At 65.5% G+C, this 23,133-nt stretch carries 20 protein-coding genes and 1 pseudogene; 7 read left to right on the forward strand and 14 right to left on the reverse strand.

The window, feature by feature from the left end; genetic code table 11:
• Nucleotides 1-85 precede the first annotated feature (85 nt).
• Both ctrA and sciP read right to left on the reverse strand, forming a co-directional pair.
• Entirely contained in the window at nt 86-805 is a 720-nt protein-coding gene (gene ctrA, locus B6K69_RS03080; RefSeq protein WP_108642741.1) for a response regulator transcription factor CtrA, read from the reverse strand.
• A 111-nt stretch (nt 806-916) separates the two neighbouring features.
• Complete coding sequence (gene sciP / locus B6K69_RS03085; protein WP_107673879.1) at nt 917-1,195, reverse strand: CtrA inhibitor SciP; 279 nt, start codon at nt 1,193-1,195, stop codon at nt 917-919.
• Nucleotides 1,196-1,342: 147 nt separating this feature from the next.
• Between sciP and mnmA the strand changes: the two genes are divergently transcribed.
• On the forward strand, nt 1,343-2,482 hold the full coding sequence (mnmA, locus tag B6K69_RS03090; protein ID WP_108642742.1) for a tRNA 2-thiouridine(34) synthase MnmA: 1,140 nt from the start codon (nt 1,343-1,345) through the stop codon (nt 2,480-2,482).
• 100 nt (nt 2,483-2,582) lie between these two features.
• Here mnmA and lpxB read toward each other — a convergent pair whose 3' ends face one another.
• The 12 genes from lpxB to pyrH form a co-directional block, all read right to left on the reverse strand.
• Nucleotides 2,583-3,728: a lipid-A-disaccharide synthase gene (lpxB, locus tag B6K69_RS03095; RefSeq protein ID WP_108642743.1), complete on the reverse strand. Its 1,146-nt coding sequence runs from the start codon at nt 3,726-3,728 to the stop codon at nt 2,583-2,585.
• A gap of 79 nt (nt 3,729-3,807) precedes the next feature.
• Complete coding sequence (gene lpxI, locus B6K69_RS03100; protein WP_108642744.1) at nt 3,808-4,635, reverse strand: UDP-2,3-diacylglucosamine diphosphatase LpxI domain-containing protein; 828 nt, start codon at nt 4,633-4,635, stop codon at nt 3,808-3,810.
• A complete protein-coding gene (gene lpxA / locus B6K69_RS03105) occupies nt 4,632-5,438 on the reverse strand; it encodes an acyl-ACP--UDP-N-acetylglucosamine O-acyltransferase (protein ID WP_108642745.1) in 807 nt (268 codons plus the stop codon). The genes lpxI and lpxA overlap by 4 nt, the downstream gene beginning before the upstream one ends.
• 4 nt (nt 5,439-5,442) lie before the next feature.
• The gene (gene fabZ, locus B6K69_RS03110; protein ID WP_108642746.1) at nt 5,443-5,904 is read right to left on the reverse strand and encodes a 3-hydroxyacyl-ACP dehydratase FabZ; all 462 of its coding nucleotides are present in this window, start codon (nt 5,902-5,904) and stop codon (nt 5,443-5,445) included.
• 79 nt (nt 5,905-5,983) lie between these two features.
• Nucleotides 5,984-6,631, reverse strand: a complete 648-nt coding sequence (locus B6K69_RS03115; protein ID WP_108642747.1) for an OmpH/Skp family outer membrane protein — start codon at nt 6,629-6,631, stop codon at nt 5,984-5,986.
• Nucleotide 6,632: 1 nt separating this feature from the next.
• Nucleotides 6,633-8,975, reverse strand: coding sequence for an outer membrane protein assembly factor BamA (bamA, locus tag B6K69_RS03120; RefSeq protein ID WP_108642748.1), 2,343 nt, complete (start codon nt 8,973-8,975; stop codon nt 6,633-6,635).
• A gap of 141 nt (nt 8,976-9,116) precedes the next feature.
• Nucleotides 9,117-10,442, reverse strand: coding sequence for an RIP metalloprotease RseP (gene rseP, locus B6K69_RS03125; protein ID WP_108642749.1), 1,326 nt, complete (start codon nt 10,440-10,442; stop codon nt 9,117-9,119).
• A complete protein-coding gene (gene dxr / locus B6K69_RS03130; RefSeq protein ID WP_108642750.1) occupies nt 10,442-11,629 on the reverse strand; it encodes a 1-deoxy-D-xylulose-5-phosphate reductoisomerase in 1,188 nt (395 codons plus the stop codon). The genes rseP and dxr overlap by 1 nt, the downstream gene beginning before the upstream one ends.
• Before the next feature lie 5 nt (nt 11,630-11,634).
• Nucleotides 11,635-12,483, reverse strand: coding sequence for a phosphatidate cytidylyltransferase (locus B6K69_RS03135; protein ID WP_107673863.1), 849 nt, complete (start codon nt 12,481-12,483; stop codon nt 11,635-11,637).
• Nucleotides 12,480-13,208: a polyprenyl diphosphate synthase gene (gene uppS / locus B6K69_RS03140; RefSeq protein ID WP_107673864.1), complete on the reverse strand. Its 729-nt coding sequence runs from the start codon at nt 13,206-13,208 to the stop codon at nt 12,480-12,482. Before uppS ends, B6K69_RS03135 begins: the two co-directional genes overlap by 4 nt.
• A 24-nt stretch (nt 13,209-13,232) precedes the next feature.
• Nucleotides 13,233-13,799, reverse strand: coding sequence for a ribosome recycling factor (gene frr, locus B6K69_RS03145; RefSeq protein ID WP_108642751.1), 567 nt, complete (start codon nt 13,797-13,799; stop codon nt 13,233-13,235).
• A gap of 148 nt (nt 13,800-13,947) precedes the next feature.
• Nucleotides 13,948-14,682 (reverse strand): UMP kinase, encoded by a 735-nt coding sequence (gene pyrH / locus B6K69_RS03150; protein WP_107673866.1) that lies wholly within the window; start codon nt 14,680-14,682, stop codon nt 13,948-13,950.
• A gap of 147 nt (nt 14,683-14,829) precedes the next feature.
• On the opposite strand from pyrH, the gene miaA reads away from it, so the two are divergent.
• The 6 genes and pseudogenes from miaA to B6K69_RS03180 all read left to right on the forward strand — a co-directional run bounded on the left by miaA (nt 14,830) and on the right by B6K69_RS03180 (nt 23,120).
• Nucleotides 14,830-15,702, forward strand: coding sequence for a tRNA (adenosine(37)-N6)-dimethylallyltransferase MiaA (gene miaA, locus B6K69_RS03155; RefSeq protein WP_164681869.1), 873 nt, complete (start codon nt 14,830-14,832; stop codon nt 15,700-15,702).
• A gap of 147 nt (nt 15,703-15,849) precedes the next feature.
• Nucleotides 15,850-16,647, forward strand: a complete 798-nt coding sequence (locus B6K69_RS03160; RefSeq protein ID WP_107673868.1) for an AraC family transcriptional regulator — start codon at nt 15,850-15,852, stop codon at nt 16,645-16,647.
• Between the two features lie 278 nt (nt 16,648-16,925).
• Complete coding sequence (locus B6K69_RS03165) at nt 16,926-18,569, forward strand: ABC transporter substrate-binding protein (RefSeq protein WP_228156794.1); 1,644 nt, start codon at nt 16,926-16,928, stop codon at nt 18,567-18,569.
• A 114-nt stretch (nt 18,570-18,683) separates the two neighbouring features.
• Complete coding sequence (locus B6K69_RS03170) at nt 18,684-19,769, forward strand: ABC transporter permease (RefSeq protein ID WP_108642753.1); 1,086 nt, start codon at nt 18,684-18,686, stop codon at nt 19,767-19,769.
• A 10-nt stretch (nt 19,770-19,779) separates the two neighbouring features.
• The gene (locus tag B6K69_RS03175; protein WP_108642754.1) at nt 19,780-20,943 is read left to right on the forward strand and encodes an ABC transporter permease; all 1,164 of its coding nucleotides are present in this window, start codon (nt 19,780-19,782) and stop codon (nt 20,941-20,943) included.
• 94 nt (nt 20,944-21,037) lie between these two features.
• Nucleotides 21,038-23,120, forward strand: a pseudogene (locus tag B6K69_RS03180) (dipeptide ABC transporter ATP-binding protein).
• Nucleotides 23,121-23,133: the final 13 nt, after the last annotated feature.

Genomic DNA, 23,133 nt, shown 5'->3' on the forward strand with positions numbered 1-23,133 from the left:
CTCCACACTTCCGCCGAACCTAGGCGGAGGTTCGGGGCAGGTAAAGGGTGGCCGCCCGGTTCAGGTCCGGGCGGACCGACAGGTGTCAGGCGCTTGCGGCCAGACGCGGAGCGCCGGCTTTTTCCGACGCGGCCGGGTCGCGCAGCACATAGCCGCGCCCCCAGACCGTTTCGATGTAGCTGTCGCCCGCCGTCGCCTCGGCCAGTTTCTTGCGCAGCTTGCAGATGAAAACGTCAATGATCTTCAATTCCGGCTCATCCATGCCGCCGTAAAGGTGATTGAGGAACATTTCCTTGGTCAGCGTGGTGCCCTTGCGCAGCGAAAGCAGCTCCAGCATCTGGTATTCCTTGCCGGTCAGATGCACCGGCGTGCCTTCCACATCAACGGTCTTGGCGTCCAGATTCACCGTGATCCGCCCGGTGCGGATGACCGACTGGCTGTGCCCCTTGGACCTGCGGATGATGGCATGGATGCGCGCGACCAGTTCTTCGCGATGGAAGGGCTTGGTCATGTAATCATCGGCGCCAAACCCGAAGCCGCGAAGCTTGCTTTCGGTATCATCGGCCCCCGACAGGATCAGGATCGGGGTTTCCACCTTGGCCATGCGCAACTGGCGCAGCACCTCATGCCCGGACATGTCAGGCAGATTCAGGTCCAGCAGGATCAGGTCGTAGTCATAGAGCTTGGCCAGGTCGATGCCGTCTTCGCCCATGTCCGTGCAATAGACGTTGAGATTGGCATGGGTCAGCATCAGTTCGATGCTGCGCGATGTCGTGGGATCGTCTTCGACGAGGAGAATGCGCATCGGGGTTCGCTCCGCTCAGATGTCGTCAGGGGCCGGGGGATCTTCGTTAACGACATTGGCGATCAATGGTTAATGCAACGTTACTAACGCATTACAGGATCAACACACAACCTAAAGTTGTCTGTATTTCTGAATCGAGGTGACTTTCAGCGCCTTCTCCCCATGCGTTTCCACCGCCTGGCGCCAAAGCGTGAACTCCTCCTCCGACAGGGCATAGCGTTCCAGGGCTTCGGACTGGGGAATCAACCCGTGCAGAACGGCCTTGACCACCACCGCCTTGCGGCTGGCAACCCAGCGGCGGGTATCGGGCGGGGGCAGATCGGCCCGGCTGAGGATCGAACCGTCCGGCAGTGTCACCTGTCGCGGGCCGTCAACTTTTTTCAGATACATCGGCACCATACCTCTTGCGGCAGCAGGTCTGGCGGACAGACTGGCCCATCACGCTTAATCAATGCTGAAAGCCGGGGTTGAGAGTGCTGCGGATTTTCCTATATTTCTGCGATTGCCTCTGGCGCCCTGATCCCCGGACCCTGCCCCATGCCGCGCGACCTGACCCTGAACTCGCTGGGGCTGCCCAAGCCCGTTTCGGAAACCCGCGTGGTGGTGGCCATGTCGGGCGGTGTCGATTCCTCGGTTGTGGCGGCGGTTCTCAAGGACCAGGGCTATGACGTGGTCGGCGTCACCCTGCAGCTTTACGACCACGGCGCGGCACTGGCAAAAAAGGGGGCCTGCTGCGCGGGCCGTGACATCCACGACGCCCGCCGCGTGGCCGAGGCGATGGGATTTCCGCATTATGTGCTGGATTACGAAGACACCTTCCGCGAAGCGGTGATCGAGGAATTCGCCGATGCCTATCTGGCAGGCGCGACGCCGGTGCCCTGCATCCGCTGCAATGAACGGGTGAAGTTCAAGGATCTGATGGCCACCGCCCGCGATCTGGAAGCCGATTGCATGGCAACCGGCCATTACATCCAGCGCAAGATGGGCGCTGCGGGGGCCGAGTTGCACCGCGCTGCCGATCCGGCGCGGGACCAGTCGTATTTCCTGTTCTCGACCACGCCCGCCCAACTGGATTTCCTGCGCTTCCCGCTGGGCCATCTGGCCAGCAAGGCAGAAACGCGGGCGCTGGCGGCGAAATACGGGCTGCCGGTGGCAGACAAGCCGGACAGCCAGGACATCTGCTTCGTCCCGCAGGGCAACTATGCCGCCGTGATCGAGAAGCTGCGGCCGGGTGCCGCCGAACCGGGCGAGATCGTCGATCTTGAAGGCCGGGTTCTGGGCACGCACCGGGGGGTGATCCATTACACGATCGGCCAGCGCAAAGGGCTGGGCATCGGGGGCCTGGGCGACCCGCTGTATGTGGTCAAGCTGGATGCCGATGCCCGCCGCGTGGTGGTGGGGCCGAAATCGGCGCTGTCCACGCGGGTGATCCCGGTGCGGGAAATCAACTGGCTGGGCGATGCCCCCTTTGACAGCCGGGCGGAATGGCATCTGGACGTGCGGGTCCGGTCAACCCGGCCACCGCGGCCCGCGGTGATCCGGCCGCTGTCGGCCACCGAGGCCGAGGTCGAACTGATCGAACCGGAAGACGGCGTCAGCGCCGGTCAGGCCTGCGTGTTCCACGACCCCGAGGGCAGCCGGGTGTTCGGCGGCGGCTGGATCTGGCGCGGTCGCTGAGCAGGCGCCTGCCGCCTGAGCCGGGCAAGCAGGGCGGGTCAGCCCGCCTCGCGTTGCGGCGCGGCTTCTTTCAGAATGAAAATATCCCCGCCGGAGGCTGTCACGCCAGATGGGCCAGGACCGAGGCCGCGGCGCGAAGCCCCGGCGGCTCGCCCCCTCGTCCCAGCCGGTCCATCGTCAGGCGCATCGCTGCGGCCTGCGGACCGGGGCCGGTCTCCAGCAGCGACAACAGCGCCGGGGCAATGCGGTCGGGGCGGCAGTCGTTGCCAATGAATTCCGGCACGCAGCGGGTTTCCGACACCAGATTGACCAGCGTCACCGTGTCGATGCGCGCCATCCGCCGCATCAGCCACAGCGAGACCGGCGCCATGTCATAGGCGATCACCATCGGGCAGTTCTGCGCCGCCAGTTCCAGCGAAACAGTGCCCGAGGCGGCAAGCGCCGCATCGGCGGCAGCAAAGGCAGCCGTGCGGGTAGCAACATCCGGTGCGGTCAGGATCACCGGCTGGCCGGGCCAGCCTTGGGTGGCCTGTGTCACATGGTCGGCAAGGTGCCGCGGCGTCGGCAGGACCACGCGCAATTCGGGGTGGCGGGCAGCCACCTCGCGCAGGGACGCGCCAAAGGGGGCGATCAGGCGCGTCACCTCTGACCTGCGGCTGCCCGGCAGCGCCACGATCAGCGGCGCCCGGGGCGCAATTCCCTGCGCCGCGCGGAACGCCTGCGCCTGCGCCGGGGTCGCCACCGGCTCGGCCACCACGGGATGACCGACGAAATCGCAGGTCATTCCGGCGGCGGTCATATAGGGCGGCTCGAACGGCAAGAGCGCCAGCACATGGTCGATCACCCGCGCCATCTTTGCGGCCCGACCGGGCCGCCAGGCCCAGACCGAGGGCGCGACATAATGAATGGTCGGCAGCTCCGGCTCGACATCCTTCACCAGCCGGGCCACGCGCAGGCAGAAATCCGGGCTGTCGATGGTAATCAGGGCGGCCGGTCGCACGGCCAGCACCCCCCTGGCTGCTTCGTGCAGACGACGCCGCAGCGCAAAATACTTCGGCAGCACCTCGGCGATGCCCATGACCGACAGGTCTTCCATCGGGAACTGGCTGGACAGACCCTCGGCCTGCATGGCCGGGCCACCGATGCCTTCGAACTGAACCGCCGGATGTAGCTGCTTCAGCCCGGCCATCAGGGCCGCACCCAGCCGGTCGCCCGAAGGTTCGCCGGCGATGAGAAACAGCTTCATGTCGCGCCCCCGGTTCGGGCCGTTGCACCCATTGCAGCCCGGCGGCCCGAAGCGACGGCCGGCACCACAAGGGCCGCTGTCACGCCCGCCCCCCCGAGGACGCCGCGCGGGCCCAGAGGAACAGGCCCTGTTCGGCGGCCAGCGCCTGCATCTGGGGCAGATCCAGACAGATCACACCTCCCGCCTCCCACGCGATGCCGCCAAGTCCGGCGGCGGCGGCGGCGGCAACGCTGGCGGGGCCAAGCGCCGGCAGGTCGATGCGACGGTCCTGCAAGGGCTTCGGTGCCTTGTAAAGCAGACCCCGCCCCGCCTGCGCGGGCGGGCGCAGCGCCGCCGGCAGGCCCGCCACGGTGGACAGCATCGCATCGGTCCCCGACAGCGTTTCGGCGGCAAGGCAAAGACCCTGCTGCACCACGCAGCCCTGCCCCACATCGACACGGCCAAGTGCCTCGGCAATGGCGGCGGCGCGTGCGGCGTCCTGCTGGTCGCGCGCGGTGATCTGGCCGACCAGAAGCCCTTCACCCGGAACCAGTGCGGGGGCGATCTCGGCCGCCCCGGCAATGGCCAGCCCGTCCTCCTCGAACAGCGCGATCACCTCGCGCAGCGTGGCATCGTCGCCCTGTGCCATGGCCTGCATCAGCCGCGGCACAATCTGCGCGGTGGCCGCATCGAACAGCGCCGGGTCCAACCGGGGACGGCGGACAGCCCCGGCAAAGGTCACCTGCGTCACGCCCGCGTCATGCAGGGCCGCAAAGAAGGGATAAAGCCGCTCGATACGGAAGGTCAGGTCGGGGGCCAGCCCTTCGGGTGGAAACCCGTCAAGCGCGGCGATGAAGGGCCGTTCGGGCAGCGCCGCAACCAGCGCCGCAGGCAAGGCCCCCGCGCCGGCAATCAGCGCCAGCGTCATTTCGGGCCCTTCGGCGTCAGGAAGCTGCGGTCGCTGGCGGCCAGGATGAAATCGGCAATCTCGCGCACATAGGGGCTGTCGAAATCGTCGCTCAGGCGGGCGGCGCGTTCGTGGAAGGTGCCTTCGCCCTGCGCCAGCATCTGATAGGCGGCGCGCAACTGGGTGATGCCGGCCCGCTCAACACCGCGGCGTTTCAGGCCGACAAGGTTAAGCCCGTCAAGTTCGCCGCGCGGGGCCTGCACAAGGCCGTAAGGAATGACATCGTTGGTGACCATGGTGACCGCACCGATGATGGCACCCTGCCCCACCCGCACCCATTGGTGAATGCCGGACAGGCCGCCGACGATCACATCGTCGCCCAAGTGGACATGGCCGGCGATGGCGACGTTGTTCACCAGAATGACGCGATTGCCGATCTGGGCATCATGGCCGACATGGGCGCCGGTCATGATCAGGCAATCATCGCCGACGCGGGTGATGCCGCCGCCGCCCTCGGTGCCGGTGTTCAGCGTCGCGCCTTCGCGGATGCGGGCGCGGGCGCCGATGGTCAGGCGGGTGCGTTCGCCCTTGAACTTCAGATCCTGCGGCACCTCGCCCACGCAGGCAAAAGGCCAGATCGTGCTGTCATCGCCGATCTCGGTCCAGCCGGTGATCACGGCATGGGATTTCACCGTGACGCGGGCGGCAAGGGTAACCTCGGGGCCGATCACGGCGAAGGGGCCGATATAGCAGTCAGGCCCGATCGTCGCGCCTTCCTCGACGAAGGCCGAGGGGTGGATGACGGCGGTGCCATGGATTTTCATCGGTTCAGGCCTTTGGCACGTCGAACATGGCCATGAAGGTGGCCTCGCAGGCGAGTTCGCCTTCAACCATGGCGCGGCCTTCGAATTTCCAGACCCGGCCACCGCCGCGCAGCGCCTTGACATGCAGTTCCAGCACGTCGCCCGGCACCACCTTGCGGCGGAATTTCACGCCATCGACGCCCATGAAGAACACCTTGGCGTTCTTGTCGACCAGATCCATCGACAGACCGACCAGCACGCCGCTGGTCTGGGCCATGGCTTCGATGATCATCACGCCGGGAAAGATGGGCATGCCGGGGAAATGGCCTTGGAACTGCGGTTCGTTCAGCGTCACGCATTTGATGCCGACACAGCTTTCATGCAGGACGATGTCGCGGACCTTGTCGATCAGCAGGAACGGGTAACGATGCGGAATGATCCGCTGGATAAGGTCAAGATCGGCAGAGGTGACAGCTTGGGCGTCCACGGTCTGGTCCTTCTTTGCGGCCGTGCGTTCCCTTTCCTGCTAGCAAGTCCGGCCGGCAGGGGCAAGTTCCCGGCGCCGGTCAGGGCGTGGCGGGCGCTGCCTCGGGTGTATCCTGGGCGGGGGGAACGTCAGGTGGCGGCAGGCGTTGGTCAAGGCGTTCGATGACCCGGTCGGTGATGTCGATCGAACTGAGCGAGATGATGTAGGCTTCCTTGTTCAGGATCAGCGCAGCACCGGATTCCTGCATCAATTCGCCAAGAATCGGCCCGGTTGCAGCAAGAAAGGTTTTCCGCTCCTGCTCAAGCCTGTCGGTGATCTCATGCGATTTGGCGGCCTGGGCTGACCGGATGGCTTCGACACGGGTGTCGAACTCATCGGCAATCGGCGCAAATTCGGCGGGGGTCATGGTGGCACGGCGGGCGGTCAGCGCACGCTCTTCGGTTTCAAGGCCGGCCTCGATGCGGCGGTTTTCGGCCGCCAGCGCGGCCGAGTCCGTTTCGGCGCGGTCCAGAACGGATTTGCCATAGGCAGACTCGCGGAACATGCGGTCCTGATCCAGCGTCAGCACGGGCGCCACCAACGTTGCCGCGGCGGGCGCCTCGGCCGGTGTGGCCTGCTGCGCAGCCGAAAGGCCCGGCAGCACCGCCGCCAGCGCCACCATCCCGGCCAAGACCCTGCCCTGCGGCAGGGTCAACAGGTTGCAAAACCGGCCGGAAAGCAGGCCCATGTCAGAACTTGGTCGAGACCGTCAGGTCGAAGGTCTGCTCCTTGTCGTAGTCTTCCTTCTTGATCGCCTTGCTGAAGTTGAAGCGCAGCGGGCCAAGCGGTGTGGTCCACAGGAAGGACAGACCAACCACAACACGCGGGTTGAAGCTGTCATCGACCTCGGCGCCACCGAATCCGGCGGTGTCGTCCAGGCTCCAGACCGAACCGACATCCAGGAAGGCGCCGCCGGTCAGGCCGTATTCTTCCGGCAGACCCAGCGGGAAGTCAGCTTCAAAGCGGGCCACGGCAAAGGCGTTGCCGCCAAGCGCATCCTTATCGGTCGCGCCCAGATCGCGCGGACCCAGGCCCTTGGGTTCGAAACCGCGGATCTTGCCGCCGCCGGCGAAGAACCGATCCGTCACCCGCGTGCCGGTGTCGCCGAAGGAATGGATATAGCCACCTTCAAAGATGGCGCGGAAGGTGACTTCCTCGGCAAAGGCCTTGCGTTCGGCCACGGCCAGAACAGTGGTGGACAGGAATTCGGTATCGCCCCCCAGACCCGAGATTTCCTGACCGAAGCGGAACAGGAAGCTGGAATCGGGGCTGAGGCCGGTGATCCGGTTGTCGTATTCGTAGGTATAGCCAAGGGCGCTGGTGATCAGGGCACCATCGCCATTCACCGCCGCCTCGCGCTGAATGATCGGCGAGTCCCCAGTGTAGTCGTAGAGCTTGTCCTCGGCCAGGCGGTAGGTCACGTTCAGACGCGACTGGTCGCCCACAGGGAAGCCAAGCCCGAAGCCCAGCCCGATATTGCGGGTGTTGTACACCGAATAATCGTTGTCCGAGGTCCGGTAGTAAGCGTTCACGCTGAACTTCAGGTCACGGCCCAGCAGGGCCGGCTCGACGAAGGTGAAGGACGAGTTCTTGGTATCTGTGCCCGAAGAGATGCTGAGTGCCAGCGTCTGGCCCCGGCCAAGGAAGTTGGATTCCGAGAAGGCCGCGTTAAGCCCGACGCCGCTGGCCACGCTGTAGCTGAGGCCGAAGTTCAGCGACCCGGTCGGCTGTTCTTCCACATCGACATTGACCACCACCTGATCGGGCGACGATCCCTGCTCGGCATTGACCTGCGCATCCTTGAAATAGCCAAGTGCGCGAATCCGTTCAGCCGACTGGCGGATTTCGCGCGGATTGAAGGGGTCCCCTTCCACGCTGCGGAACTGGCGGCGCACCACCTGGTCCAGCGTGGTGGCGTTGCCCTCGATGTCGATCCGTTCGACAAAGATGCGTTGGCCCCGCACGATGGCGAATTCGATGTTGACGGCCTGATTGCGGTTGTCGCGCGTGATCCGCGGCTCGACCCGGATGAAGTTCAGGCCCTTCTTCAGGGCAAGGTTTTCCATCCGCGCGATGTTGTTGTCGATCACGGCGGGGTTATAGGTCTGGCCGGTGCGGATACGCTGCACGGCGGCAAATTCGGCCGCATCCAGCCCCTCGACTTCCGAGACGGTGGTGATGTTGCCGATCGTGTAGGGCAGGCCTTCGCTGATCGTGAAGGTCACGAAGGTCGCGTCGCGCTCGCGGCTGACTTCCGCCGTGGCATCCATGACCTGAAAGTCGATATAGCCGCGCGAGCGGTAGAAGTCGGTCAGCAGTTGCTTGTCCATCTCCAGCCGTTCGGGAATGTAGGTATCCCGCTGGATGAACGTGCGCAGAATCCCGGCCTGCTTGGTTTCAAGAACCTGCCGCAGACGGCGATCCGAGAAATCCTTGTTGCCCACGAAGGACAGCCGCTCGATCTCGACCACCTTGCCTTCGGTGATCTCGAACACCAGGTCGACCCGGTTGCCCGCGCGGCGGATGATCTTGGGCTCAACCGTCGCCGCCATGCGGCCACGGGCGCGATAGTTTTCGGCAATGGTGGCGGCGTCCGCTTCGGCGGTCGCCGGGGAATAGGCGCGGCTGGACTGCGACTTGATCAGCTTGGCCAGCTCTTCGTCCTTGATCCGCTTGTTGCCCTCGAAGTTGATCACGCTGACGAAGGGATATTCGGTGACCTTGATCACCAGCGTCGATCCTTGCGGCGAAATCTCGACCGTTTCGAACAGGCCCGAAGCGACAAGCCGCTGGTAGGCGTCGTTCAGCCCCCCGGCCGACACTTCCTGACCGCGCTTGATTCCCGCATAGGCCATAACCGTGGACGCATCGACGCGCTGGTTGCCCTCAACCTTGACCGTTGAAAAGGCAAAGGTCTGCGCCTGTGCCGGCGTGAAGGACGGCGCGGAAAGCCCCGCAGCGCCGAGGAAAACCGCCGTGGCAAGCAGCCGGGCCGAGGTACGGCTGCGTCCCGTGCGGCGCATCTGACCCATGTTGTACCTGACCATACCCTCGCCCCGCGGTTCTTCTGACTGTCCGTCTGGTTAGCCCGAAAGCCCAGCCTTGTCAAAAGGCTGCGGTGATTGTGGATAACTTTGCCACATATGGTATTTCAGACCCGCAACAGGCGGGGATCAGACGCAGGTCACGTCGTTCCACAGCGCGAATACCATGAGCGAGATCAGAAGCGTCAGCCCGACCGCCATCAGCCAGCGCAGCGCCCGGTCCGACGGCGGGCGGCGCGTGACCGCCTCATAGGCGTAAAACACCAGATGCCCGCCATCCAGCACCGGAATCGGCAGCAGGTTCAGGATGCCCACCCCCAGCGACAGCACCGCCAGCATCGAAACGAAACTCTGCCAGCCGGCCTTGGCGGCATCGCCCATCGTCTCGGCCATGCCGATCACGCCCGACATGTTGCAGGTGGAAATCTTGCCCGCAATCATGTGGCCAAGGCCCTGGAAGGTGGTGGCGGTCATGTCCCACATCTGCCGGGCGGTCAGGCTGACCCATTCCACCGCCCCGGGGCGGCGGGTGTCCATCTCGAACGGCAGGCCAGAGGCCAGGCCCATCATCCATTTCGTTTCGAACCCGGTGCCGTCGGCCAGCGGAATGTCGCGGCGGCGGGGGGTCAGGGTCAGGTCGAAGGTTTCGCCCGCGCGCCAGACCGTCAGCGGAACCGGCTTGCCGTCCGAGTTGAAGACCACGTCCTGAATATCGGTGAAGGTCACCATGTCCCGCCCGCCGGCGCGCAGGATCACGTCACCGGCCTTGAGACCGGCGTCAATGGCCGCCGACTTGACCGCGACCGAGGCGATCAGCGGCAGCATCGGATTGGGCGCCTGCACCGTCATCTCTTGCCCGTCGCGCCGCAGGGTAACGGCAACGGTCGGCGTGCGCGGCAGGTCGCCCAGCACCTGCCCGAAGGCCTTTGTGTCAGGCGTCGGACGGCCGTCAACGGCAAGGATCAGGTCACCCTCGCGCAGCGTCTGCTCGGCCGGAATCGGCTTGAGACTGCCGATGGTCGGCGCATCGCGCGCCACGCCCGTGACCAGCAGCAGCCCGCCCAGCACGACAAAGGTCAGCAGGAAATTGGCAATCGGGCCGGCGGCAACCGTGGCGGCACGCGCCCACAGCGGCGCGCCCGCCATGGTGTGGCGGCGCTCTTCGGGCGACAGACCGGAATTGGCGGCACGGCGCACCGAGGACGCATCGGCATCGCCCAGAAACTTGACGTAGCCGCCAAAGGGAATGGCGGCGACCTGCCATTTGGTGCCGCGGCGGTCGGTGCGGGAAAACAGCACCGGGCCAAAGCCCAGCGAGAACACCTCGGCATGGATGCCAGACCAGCGCCCAACGATGTAATGACCGTATTCATGGATCGCGACGATGATCGACAGCGCGATGATGAAAAAGGCCGCGGCCCAGGCCGTGCCCCCGAGCGCCCCGAGAATATCCATCAGCCCCTGCCCTTTGCCCGTCGTCCGGCGGCCTCTGCCGCCCTTACCCGTGCGAGATGGTCCATCGCGAGGACGTCCTCAAGGGTGATCACGGGTTTTTCCAGCCCGGGACCGGAAGAAAGTGCGTCAAGGGTGTCTTCCACCACGCCGGACATGTCCATGAAGCCGATGGAGCCGGCCAAGAAATGGTCCAGCGCGATTTCCTTGGCAGCGTTGAACGCCGCGCCGGCAAGCCCGCGCAAACGCATCACTTCGCGGCACAGCGTCAGGGCGGGGTAGCGGCCGGGTTCGGGCGCGCGGAAGGTCAGTTGGGCCAGTTGGGCCAGATCAAGCCTGCGCACCGGCAGATCCAGACGGTCGGGCCAGTTCAGCGCATAGCCGATGGAATGGCGCATGTCGGGCGCGCCCATATGCGCCATCAGCGCCCCGTCGCGGAAGCCGACCATTGAATGGATGATCGATTCGGGGTGAATGATCACCTCGATGCGGTCGGGATCGACCCCGAAGTATTCGCGGGTCTCGATCACCTCCAGCGCCTTGTTGAACATCGACGCCGAGTCGATGGTGATGCGCTGGCCCATGGCCCAGTTCGGATGCGCCAGCGCCTCGGCCACGGTGGCCTGGGCCAGCCGCTCGATCGGCCAGTCGCGCAAGGCGCCGCCGCTTGCGGTCAGGATGATGCGTTCGACCGCCGCCATCGGCTCGGCGGCAAGGGCCTGGAAGATGGCGGAATGTTCGCTGTCCACCGGCAGGATGCGCGCGCCCTGTTCGGCGGCGGTTGACAGCAGCAACTGCCCGGCGGTGACAAGGCTTTCCTTGTTGGCCAGCGCCAGCGTGGTGCCGTGCTTCAGCGCCCGCAGCCCGGGCACAAGGCCCGCCGCACCAACGATGGCGGACATGATCCAGTCGGCGGGCCGATCCGCGGCCTCGGCAATGGCGGCGCTGCCGGCGGCGGCCTCGATCCCGCTGCCGGCCAGGGCGGCGCGCAGATCGGGCAGCAGGGCTTCGTCGGCACAGACGGCAATTTCGGCCTGCAGCGCGCGGGCAATGGCCGCCAGACGCGCAACATTGCGGCCGCCGGTCACGGCAACCGTGTCAAAGGCGGCAGGGCCGCCGGCACGGGTGACAAGATCGACGGTCTGTTCCCCGATGGACCCGGTGACGCCGAAGATCGAGATGCGGCGCATGACGTTCAGACCTTGATGACCGACAGGAAGGGCAGGATTGCCTGCAGCATAACGGTGGCAATCGCGGCAAAAGCCAACGCGTCAAAACGATCCATCAGCCCGCCATGGCCGGGGATCAGCGCGGAGCTGTCCTTGACCCCTGCCCGGCGCTTGATCGCGCTTTCGGCGATGTCGCCCATCTGGCCGGCAAAGGCCACCAGCGGCGAGACCAGCACCAGAAGCGGCCCGCCCACGCCCGCAGCCCAGGCCACAAGGCCGACCAGCGCCGCGCCAACCCAGCCGGCAATGGTGCCGGACCAGGTTTTCTTCGGGCTGATGCGGGGCCAGAACTTCGGCCCGCCCAGGATGCGGCCCGCGAAATAACCTGCGGTGTCCGAGGCGATGACCACGGCCAGCAGCCAGATCATCGGCCCGACGCCCAGCGACTGCCGCACAATCACCAGCGACAGGCCGGTCAGCATGATCACCGCCGCATAGCCGGCATAGACCACCGGATCGCGCCGGGGCGTCAGCACGCCCACGACCGAAGGCAGCAACAGCCCCGCCAGCGGCCAGGGCGCCTGCACCCAAAGGACCAGGGCCAGCACCACCGCCGCCAGAGCGGCCAGCGGGATCGACAGATCCCGCCCCTCGCCCCGCGTCATGCGCGCCAGTTCCCAGGTCATCAGCGCGGTGCACAGCACGGCCAGTTCCGCAAAAAGCGCCCCGCCCCGCCAGATGGCGACAGCCCCCAGCACCAGCATGACCGCCGCCGAAACCACGCGCGGCCGCAGGTCGGCCCAGCGGTCCGAACTGGCGGCGGCTGGGGAAGTGGCGGGGGGCGGTGACTCTGTCTGTTCGGCTTTTTCGGTCATTTCAGCACCCCTCCGAAGCGGCGTTCGCGGTTGCCGAAACGGGCCAGGATGGCCTGCAACTCGGCCGGGGTGAAATCCGGCCAGAGGGTTTCGGTGAATTCATACTCGGAATAGGCCGCCTGCCAGGCAAGGAAGTTCGATGTCCGCGTCTCGCCGCTGGTTCGGATCACCAGATCCGGGTCGGGCACATCATGCGTGTCCAGCCTGTTGGAAAACGCGGCTTCGGTCAGGGCGGCCGGGTCGAAGCGGCCTTCAGCGGCGTCCTGCGCCACGGCGCGGATCGCCCGCAGAATCTCGTCACGGCCGCCGTAGTTGATCGCCACCGTCAGGTTCAGCCGTTTCAGATGCGCGGTGCGCGCCTCGATCCCGGACATCAGGCGTTGCAGCTTGGGGTCAAGGCGGCTGCGGTCGCCAATGAAGCGCATCCGCACCCCTTCGGCGGCCAGACGATCGGCCTCGCGCTGGATATAGCGGGCAAAGATCGCCATCAGACCAAGGACTTCCTCGGTCGAGCGTTTCCAGTTTTCGGTCGAAAAGGCGTACAGCGTCAGCCATTCGATGCCCAGATCGGGCGCGCAGCGGACGATTTCCTTTACCCGCTCTGCCCCCTTGCGGTGGCCCACCAGACGGGGCCAGCCGCGGTTGGTGGCCCAGCGACCGTTGCCATCCATGATGATCGCGACATGCCCGGCGTGCCGGCTTGGTCTTTGCGAATCCGCGGGCATCGGCGCGGTCCTTTCCGGCCTGGATCAGACCTGCATGATTTCCTGCTGCTTGGCTTCCAGCGTCTGATCGACCAGCTTGATGTACTTGTCGGTCATTTCCTGCACCTCGTCCTCCCAGAACTTGGCGTCGTCTTCCGACAGGTTCTTGGCCTTGGCCTTCTTGATCTGGTCCATGCCGTCGCGGCGCAGGTTGCGGATCGAGACGCGGGCATGTTCGGCATACTGGCCGGCGACCTTGGTCAGTTCGCGGCGGCGTTCCTCGTTCAGCTCGGGAATGGGCAGCATGATGATGGTGCCGTTGAGCTGCGGGTTGATCCCAAGGCCGGATTCGCGCAGCGCCTTTTCCACCTTGCCGACCATCGCCTTGTCCCAGACGTTGATGGTCACCATGCGCGGTTCGGGCACGTTCACGGTGCCAAGCTGGTTGATCGGCGTCATCTGGCCATAGGCATCGACATGGATCGGCTCCAGCATCGAGGCGGCAGCGCGGCCGGTGCGCAGCGAGGCGAATTCGGTGCGCAAGGAGTGGATCGCCCCGTCCATGCGGCGCGTCAGGTCATCGGTGTCGAGCATGAACTCTTCGGTCGACATCTGGTCTTTCCCCGTCTTGACGCCCCGGACCCGGGGCCTTGTGGGCCGATATAGGACGAAAGCCCGCGCTGGTATAGTGGGGCGGGGTCAACCGCGTTCACCCGCCGCACGGGCGGCAGCGGCAGGCCCCTGCGCCCTGCGTCGCGGTCTAGCTGTCGACCCGCGTATAGGTGCCCTGCCCCGACAGGATGCCCCGGAAACCGCCCGGCTCGTCCAGGCTGAAGACGATGATCGGCAGGCGGTTGTCGCGGGCCAGGGCGATGGCGGTGGCGTCCATCACGCCCAGGTGCTTTTCCAGCGCCTCGTCATAGGACACCCGGTCATAGCGCTTGGCGTCGGCGAATTTCTTGGGGTCCTTGTCATAGACCCCATCCACCTTGGTGCCCTTGAACACCGCCTCGCAGCCCATTTCGCTGGCGCGCAGGGTGGCGGCGGTGTCGGTGGTGAAATAGGGGTTGCCGGTGCCCGCAGCGAAGATGCAGACCCGCTTCTTCTCAAGGTGACGCACGGCGCGGCGGCGGATGTAGGGTTCGCAGACCTGATCCATCGGGATCGCGCTGATCACGCGGGTAAAGACCCCGATCGATTCCAGCGCCGACTGCATGGCCAGCGCATTCATCACCGTGGCCAGCATCCCCATGTAGTCGGCCGTCGTCCGCTCCATCCCCTGCGCACTGCCCTGCAGCCCGCGGAAGATGTTGCCGCCGCCGATCACCATGCAGATTTCCACGCCCATGCGCTGAACCGACTTCACCTCTTCGGCGATGCGCTGCACGGTGGGCGGATGCAGGCCATAGCCCTGATCGCCCATCAGCGCCTCGCCGGAAATCTTGAGCATCACGCGGGCGTATTTGCCCCCCGGTTCGGTGGCGGCGTTTGACATGGGGTCCCCCGTATTTCGCTGTGCTCTTGGATCGCGGCGCAAAATGGGGGAAAACGGCGGCAGGTTCAACCGGGGACTTGCGGCGCAAAGCCGGGGGCTTCGCAGCCCCCGGCCCCCCGGCGGGGTATTTCGGCCAAGAGGAAGCCAGTGAGTCTGCAAGGGATTTCACGCGAAGCGCCGGTGCTGATCGCCGGGCCGACAGGCAGCGGCAAATCGGCGCTGGCGATGGAGCTTGCGGCGCGCGACGGGCGTGTGGTCGTCAATGCTGACGCGTTGCAGGTCTATGACTGCTGGCGGCTGCTGACGGCCCGCCCCTCGGTCGAGGATGAGGCGGCGGTGCCCCACGCGCTTTATGGCCATGTCGCGCGGGACGCGCCCTGGTCGGCGGGCCACTGGCTGCGGCAGGTGCGGCCCTTGCTGGCGCGGCCCGTGGTGATTGTCGGCGGCACCGGCCTGTATTTTCTGGCGCTGACCGAGGGGCTGGCCGAGGTGCCGCCGGTGCCTGCCGCCGTGCGGGCCGAGGCCGATGCGCTGCGCGGGGCCGATTATGCCGCGATGGTGGCCGGGCTGGATGCCGCGACGGCGGCCCGGATCGACCTGAAGAACCCCGCCCGGGTGCAGCGGGCCTGGGAAGTGCTGCGCGCAACGGGCCGCGGCCTGGCCGAATGGCAGGCGGACACCGGCGCCCCCCTGCTGCAGGCGGGGCAGGCCGAGGCGCTGGTGCTGCGACCCGCGGTTGACTGGCTGGATGCCCGGATTTCGGCCCGGTTCGACACGATGATGCAGGCCGGCGCGCTGGAGGAGGTGCGGGCCGAGCTGCCGTTCTGGAACCCGGCCCGCCCCTCGTCGCGAGCCATCGGCGCGGCGGAGCTGGTTGCCCATCTGCGGGGCGCCTGCCCGCTTGCCGAGGCGGTTTCGGCCGCGAAACTGGCCAGCCGGCAATATGCCAAGCGGCAGCGGACATGGTTCCGGTCGCGGATGAAGGCCACGACCGGCTGGCAAGAGATCCTTCCCGCCTGAGGACTGGCAGGATTCCGCCGATCCACAGACTTATGCACAGCTTTCCGCCCGCCCTGTGGACAACTTTGCCCTCAGGCCATCTTTTTGCTTTGTTGATCGACAATTGGCGGCATAAGCTGATGTTGTGGCCAACGGATTTTCGGTGTGATGCAAGATCTTTCTCCTGCTTCCCAGACGCGACTTGTCGCAATCCCCCGGCTTGCCGCCGGCGGGCGCTGGCGGGTCGAGGCGATGCGGTCGCTGAGCGAGCCGTGTTTCCTGTGGTTCACCAAGGGTCAGGGCCGCATCACCCTTCAGGGCGAAACGCGCGGCTATACCGCCCATAACGCGATCTTCATCCCCCCCGGCATCATGCACGGGTTCGAGGCCGGGCCGCAGGTGTTCGGCACCGCCATCTTCTTTGGCCGCAATTCGGGCGTGACGCTGCCAAAACAGCCGCTGCACCTGCGCATTCGCGAAGTTCACGCCCAGCAGGAACTGAACGTGCTGCTGGATGCCATCGGCCGCGAGATGGAGGCGGACACCCCCGCCCATGACCGCGCCACGCTGCACTATCTTGGCCTCTTGGGGGTCTGGCTGGAACGGCAGGCGAAAAAGTCGGAAGCGGATCTTCCGAAACCCGATGCGACGCGCCGGCTGGTCGCCCGCTACACCATATTGCTGGAACGCGACTTCCGCTCCGGCATGGGCGTGGCCGACTTCGCCGCCGCCTTGGGCGTAACCCCCACCCACCTGACACGCTGCTGCAACGCGGCCTGCGGCCGGTCGGCCAGCGCGCTGCTGCAAGACCGGCGCCTGTTCGAAGCGCGCAAGCTGCTAGCCGAAACCCGTATTCCCGTGGGCCGCATCGCCGAAAGCCTGGGCTTCAACTCGGCCGCCTATTTCACCCGGGCCTTCCAGCACCTGACGGGCAAGTCGCCGACCGCCTTCCGCCGCGCCCCCTGACGTCACCAGACCAGCCCCTTCCCGTCAGGCGCCGTTTCAGGCGCCCTGGTCGGGTTGAAGTTCGGACGAAACCGTCATAATCTTGTCGCTAACAGAACAGGCCACGTCTCTTACGGACGTTGACGCCACGTCGAAAAACATGCGCAATGGTCGCAGGGACAATTGGCGCCGGGCAGCACTCAGACTGCGCCCGAATGGATGAAAACCGGCCTGATGTCTTTTCGCATTCGGCGCCCGCAAGGGGCGCTGACAACGACGACTGACAGGGAGACGAAGGAATGAAAGACACGCTTTCGGCCGCGCCGCTGCACCCGGCCGCCATGATGTATGCCGACGAAGTTCGCGAGGGCAAACTGAGCCGCCGCGAATTCCTGACCCGTACCACCGCACTTGGGGTTTCGGCCACTGCGGCCTATGGGCTGCTCGGGATGGTCGCACCGCAACCGGCAATGGCACAGGACGCCCCCAAGGTAGGCGGCATCCTGCGCTGCGCGATGGAGGTGAAGGCCCAGAAAGATCCGCGCACCGCCGACTGGCCGCATATCGCCAACGTCTACCGCGGCTGGCTGGAATACCTGATCCAGTATAATGCTGACGGCACCTTCGAAGGCCGCCTGCTGGAAAGCTGGGAAGCCAATGCCGACGCCACCGAATACACGCTGAAGGTCCGTCAGGGCGTCAAGTGGAACAACGGCGAGGACTTCACCGCTGATGACGTGGTGCGCATGTTCGCCCGCTGGTGCGACGGCTCGGTCGAAGGCAACGCCATGGCTTCGCGCTTCGCCGGTCTGGTCGATGAAGAGAAGAAGCAACTGCGCGAAGGCGCTGTGGTCAAGGTCGACGACCACACCGTTCAACTGAAGATGAGCGTGTCCGACATCGCCGTCGTGCCGAACCTGGCCGACTATCCGGCCGCCGTGGTGCACAGCTCGTATGTCGACGGGTCCGATCCTTCGACCAATGCCATCGGCACCGGCCCCTATGTGCCGAAGGAAGTGACCGCCGGCAACCGCGCCATTCTGGTGCGCGCGCCGAACCACACCTGGTGGGGCGGCACCGCGCCGCTGGACGAGATCCATTACATCGACTTCGGCACCGACCCGTCGACCATGCTGTCGCTGGCCGCCTCGGACGAGGTGGACTGCAACTACGAGACCACCGGCGACTATATCGAGCAGCTTGACGCGCTTGGCTGGACCAAGCTCGAAGCGGTGACCGCCTCGACCATCGTCGTGCGCATGAACTCGGCCACCAGCGATCTCTACAAGGAAAAGTCGGTCCGTCAGGCCATCCAGAAGGCGGTTGATCCGGCCGTCGTGCTGGAACTGGGCTACAATGGCCTTGGCACCACCGCCGAGAACCACCACGCCTGCCCGATCCACCCGGAATATGCCAAGATCCCGGCGCAGACCATTGATCCGGCCGGGCTGGTGCCCGCGCTGGAAGCGGCCGGCCTGAAGGATGCCGAGATCGAGATCATCTCGCTGGATGACGGGTTCGAGGCCGCCACCACCGATGCGGTCGCGGCGCAACTGCGTGACGCGGGCGCGAACGTGAAGCGCAAGGTGATGCCGGGGTCGACCTTCTGGAACGACTGGCAGAAGTATCCCTTCTCCTCCACCACCTGGAACCACCGCCCGCTGGCGGTTCAGAACATGTCGCTGGCCTATACCTCGACGGGTTCCTGGAACGAATGCGGCATGGCCAACGCCGATTTCGATGCGGCAATGACCAAGGCGCTGGCGCTGGACAACGCCGATGCCCGCCGCGAGGTGATGGTGACGCTGGAAACGATCCTGCAGGACGAAGGCTATATCATCCAGCCGTACTGGCGGTCGCTGTTCCGCCACGCCAAACCGGGCGTGACGGTCGAGATGCACCCCTCGTTCGAGCATCACCACTACAAGTGGTCGATCGCCTGATCCTGACCGGACCCCGGGGCGCGGCCGTTCGCCGCCGCGCCCCGCGCCCCTTTGCCACTCGGGCCCTTTTCGCAGGGGCCGGATCGCCTGTTTCCCGGGGAAAGTGAACCTGCCATGTTGCCATTTGTCCTGCGACGGACTGGCCTGATGCTTCTGACGGCGCTCGTGCTGACCTTCGCGGTTTTCTGCCTGACCAATCTTCCCCCGAACCTGGAAAAGCTGGCGCGCAGCGAAGGCTCGGTCCGGATGAGCGACGAAGCCATCGCAAGCTGGATCATCAACAACGGCCACGGCGGCCCGATGGTGAACCGCTACGGCGAATGGCTGGGCGTGATGCCCGGCTGGCTGCGCACCGACGACAAGGGCGTGACGCGCGGCCGCTGCATCACCGGCGACGTGACGCCCGAAACCGCGCCACGCTATTGTGGCATCCTTCAGGGCAACTGGGGCTTTTCCACCTTTGCCAAGGCCCCGGTGACCGAGGTGCTGGCCCGCGGGCTGGCCCATACCGGCTGGCTGATGCTGTGGGTGATGATCGTGATGGTGCCCACCTCGCTGATCATCGGCGTGCTGTCGGGGATGCGGGAAGGCTCGGCCACCGACCGGGTGCTGTCCACCTTCTCCATCGCCACCACCGCCACCCCCGAATATGTGTCGGGCGTGATCTTCGTCGCGCTCTTCGCCAGCGGCACGGCGGGCATTTCGCCCTGGCTGGCCGAACACGGCTGGATCAGCAGCCGCACCCTGTTTCAGGGCACCGCAACCAGCGCCATGGACAAGATCACCTTCTGGAACTTCGGCCTGCCGGTGATGACCATCGCGCTTTACGGCATCGGCTACATTGCCCGCATGACCCGCGCCTCGATGACCGAGGTGATGACCCAGCAATATATCCGCACCGCCCGTCTAAAGGGCGTGGGCTTTGCGCAGGTGGTGGTGAAACACGCGCTGCGCAACGCGCTGATCGCGCCCTTCACGGTGATCATGCTGCAATTTCCCTGGCTGCTGAACGGCGTGGTGATCGTCGAGACCCTGTTCAACTACAAGGGCTTCGGCTGGACACTGGTTCAGGCGGCCGGAAACAACGACATCAACCTGCTGCTGGCCTGTTCGGTGGTGGCGGTGTTCGTCGTTCTGGTGACGCAGCTGATTTCCGATGTCGGCTATGTCTTCCTCAATCCCCGCATCCGGCTGAGCTGAGGAGGACGCCATGGAAGACCTGTCCTGGGGTGCCCTTTTCGCCAAGGCCGCGGTGCGGTTCTGGCCGGTCTGGCTGGCGATGATCGCCACCTTTGTGGTCTCGACCAGCTTCAAGCGCCGGCTGGGCCTTTACGGCAAGCTGTTCGATTCCACGGTGGGGATGATCGGCTTCGGCATCGTCACCTTCTGGGTGTTCACCGCCATCTTCGCCGGCCACATCATCACCCATGACCCGCTGGCGCAGCTTTCGGGCATGAAGAACGTGCTGCCCGGCTCGGCGGTCAAGAACCCGGCCGAGGGCATCTATCCCTGGTATCTGCTGGGCGGCGACAACCTGGCGCGCGACGTGTTCAGCCGCATGGTGATGGGCGCGCGCGACGTGCTGAAGATCGCCCCCGCCGCCACGCTTTTCGCCTTCATGGTGGGGGTGACGCTGGGCCTTCCCGCCGGCTATTTCGGCCGGCATCTGGATACGGTGCTGTCTTTCCTGGCCAACCTCGTCCTCGCCTTCCCGGTGATCCTGCTGTTCTACCTGCTGGTCACGCCAGAAATCGTGCAGACCGGCATCCCGGTCTGGTTTGCCGCGGTGCTGTTCCTGTTCCCGATCTGCTTCTTCGTGCTGCTCTTCAACTCGCGCTTCCACATGAACGCGCCGAAGCGGAACCTGTATGTCGGGATCACGCTGGTGGTCGGCCTCTGGGCCTATTCCGGGCTGGCCTTCAACCTGGACCCGCTTGGCGTCTTTGCCATGAGTCCGAACCTTCTGAACGTCTTTGTCTCGGTGGTCTTCGTCAACTCGCCCGGGGTGTTCCGCATCGTCCGCGGCCTGGTGATGGACATCAAGGCGCGCGACTATGTGGCGGCCGGCCAGACCCGGGGCGAAAGCGCCTGGTACATCATGCTGTGGGAAATCCTGCCCAATGCCCGCGGACCGCTGATCGTCGATTTCTGCCTGCGCATCGGCTATACGACCATCCTTCTGGGCACGCTGGGGTTCTTCGGTCTGGGCGTCAGCCCGGAAAGCCCCGACTGGGGCAGCACCATCGACGATGGCCGCAAACTTCTGGCCATGTTCCCCCATGCCGCCGTGGTGCCCGCCCTTGCCCTGATGAGCCTTGTCCTGGGCCTGAACCTGCTGGCCGACGGCCTGCGCGAAGAAAGCATGAAGGACTGATGCGCCGCGCCCTGCCCTTCCACTTGGCCGCAATACCCCACGGGGGTCCGGGGGTCTGAAACCCTCGGTCCCGCGCCAGCCACCGGAGAGACCGATGACCGACTGGGACCCGTCCAAACCGATCCTTGAAATCGAGAACCTCTCGATCAGCTTCTTCACCCGCCTGCGCGAGATTCCGGCGGTGATGGATTTCTCCTGCTCCGTCATGGCGGGCGAGGCGATGGGGCTGGTCGGCGAATCCGGCTGCGGCAAGTCCACCGTGGCGCTGGCCGTGATGCGCGACCTTGGCCGCAACGGCCGCATCGTGGGCGGCTCGATCCGGTTCAAGGGCCGCGACCTGACAAGGATGAGCGAGGCAGACCTGCGCCACATCCGCGGCAGCGAGATCGCGATGATCTATCAGGAACCGATGGCCAGCCTGAACCCGGCGATGAAGATCGGCGCGCAACTGGCCGAGGTGCCGATGATCCATCAGGGCATGGCCAAGGCCGAGGCGTGGAAGCTGGCCCGCCAGATCGTAGCCGATGTGCGCCTGCCCGACCCCGACCGCGTTCTTGGTGCCTATCCGCACCAGTTGTCGGGCGGCCAGCAACAGCGCATCGTCATCGCCATGGCGCTGATGGCGAAGCCCGCGCTGCTGATCCTGGACGAACCCACCACTGCGCTGGACGTGACGGTCGAGGCGGGGATCGTCGATCTGGTCAAGGATCTGGGCGAAAAATACGGCACCTCGATGCTGTTCATCAGCCATAACCTTGGCCTTGTGCTGGATGTCTGCGACCGGCTTTGCGTGATGTATTCCGGCGAGGCCGTGGAGACCGGCAATGTCGAGGAAGTCTTCACCAAGATGCGCCACCCCTACACCCAGGCGCTGTTCCGCTCGATTCCGCTGCCCGGCGCCGACAAGAACGACCGGCCGCTGATCTCGATTCCCGGCAACTTCCCCCTGCCCCATGAACGGCCCAAGGGCTGCAACTTCGGCCCGCGCTGCGATTACTTTGAAGCGGGCCGCTGCGACGCCGCCGACGTGCCGATGGAGGCCGTGCCCGACGCCCACCGGCACGAAAGCCGATGCCTGAAATGGCGCGAGGTGGACTGGAAGGCGCCCCCCCAAGGCGCAGGTCGCCAAGGCGAAGCGCCCTGTCGGCAAGGTCGTTCTGAAGATGGAGGATCTGAAGAAATACTACTCGGTCTCGGGCAGCGCCTTCGGCGGCGGCACGAAGAAGGTGGTCAAGGCCAACGAAACCCTCAGCTTCGAGGCGCGCGAAGGCGAAACCCTTGCCATCGTCGGCGAATCCGGCTGCGGCAAGTCCACCTTCGCCAAGGTGCTGATGGGGCTTGAGACGGCGACAGCCGGTTCGATCATGCTGTTTGATGAAAACGTGCAATCGACCCCGATCCAGAAGCGCAACACCGATACCGTCAGCCAGGTGCAGATGGTATTCCAGAACCCGTTCGACACGCTGAACCCCAGTATGAGCGTGGGTCGCCAGATCATCCGCGCGCTTGAGGTGTTCCAGCGCGGCGACAGCGATGCCGACCGCGAACGCATCATGCTGGAACTGCTCGATCTGGTGAAACTGCCCCGCGCCTTTGCCGAACGGATGCCGCGCCAACTGTCGGGCGGGCAGAAGCAGCGCGTCGGCATCGCGCGGGCCTTTGCCGGCGGCGCCAAGGTCGTGGTCGCGGACGAGCCGGTCAGCGCGCTGGACGTGTCGGTTCAGGCGGCGGTGACCGACCTGCTGATGGACATCCAGCGCGAAAATGGCACGACGCTGCTGTTCATCAGCCATGACCTGTCGATCGTGCGCTACATCAGCGACCGCGTGATGGTGATGTATCTGGGTCATGTGGTCGAGATGGGCACGACCGAGCAGGTCTTCTCGCCCCCCTACCACCCCTATACCGAGGCGCTTCTGTCGGCGGTGCCGATTGCCGACCCGCATGTCGTGCGCAAGCGCATCGTGCTGGAGGGCGAGATCCCCTCGGCCATGAACCCGCCCCCCGGCTGCCCGTTCCAGACCCGCTGCCGCTGGAAATCACAGGTGCCGGGCGGGATCTGCGATACCGAGATGCCGCCGGTGGTGGACCTGGGCGATGGCCATCAGATCAAATGCCACCTGGGCCGTGACGTGCTGAAACAGATGGAGCCGGTGATCAAGATCGCGGCCGAGTAGCGCCGATGATTAT

The organism is Pseudogemmobacter blasticus (assembly GCF_003071405.1).
GTDB classification, from domain to species: domain Bacteria; phylum Pseudomonadota; class Alphaproteobacteria; order Rhodobacterales; family Rhodobacteraceae; genus Pseudogemmobacter; species Pseudogemmobacter blasticus.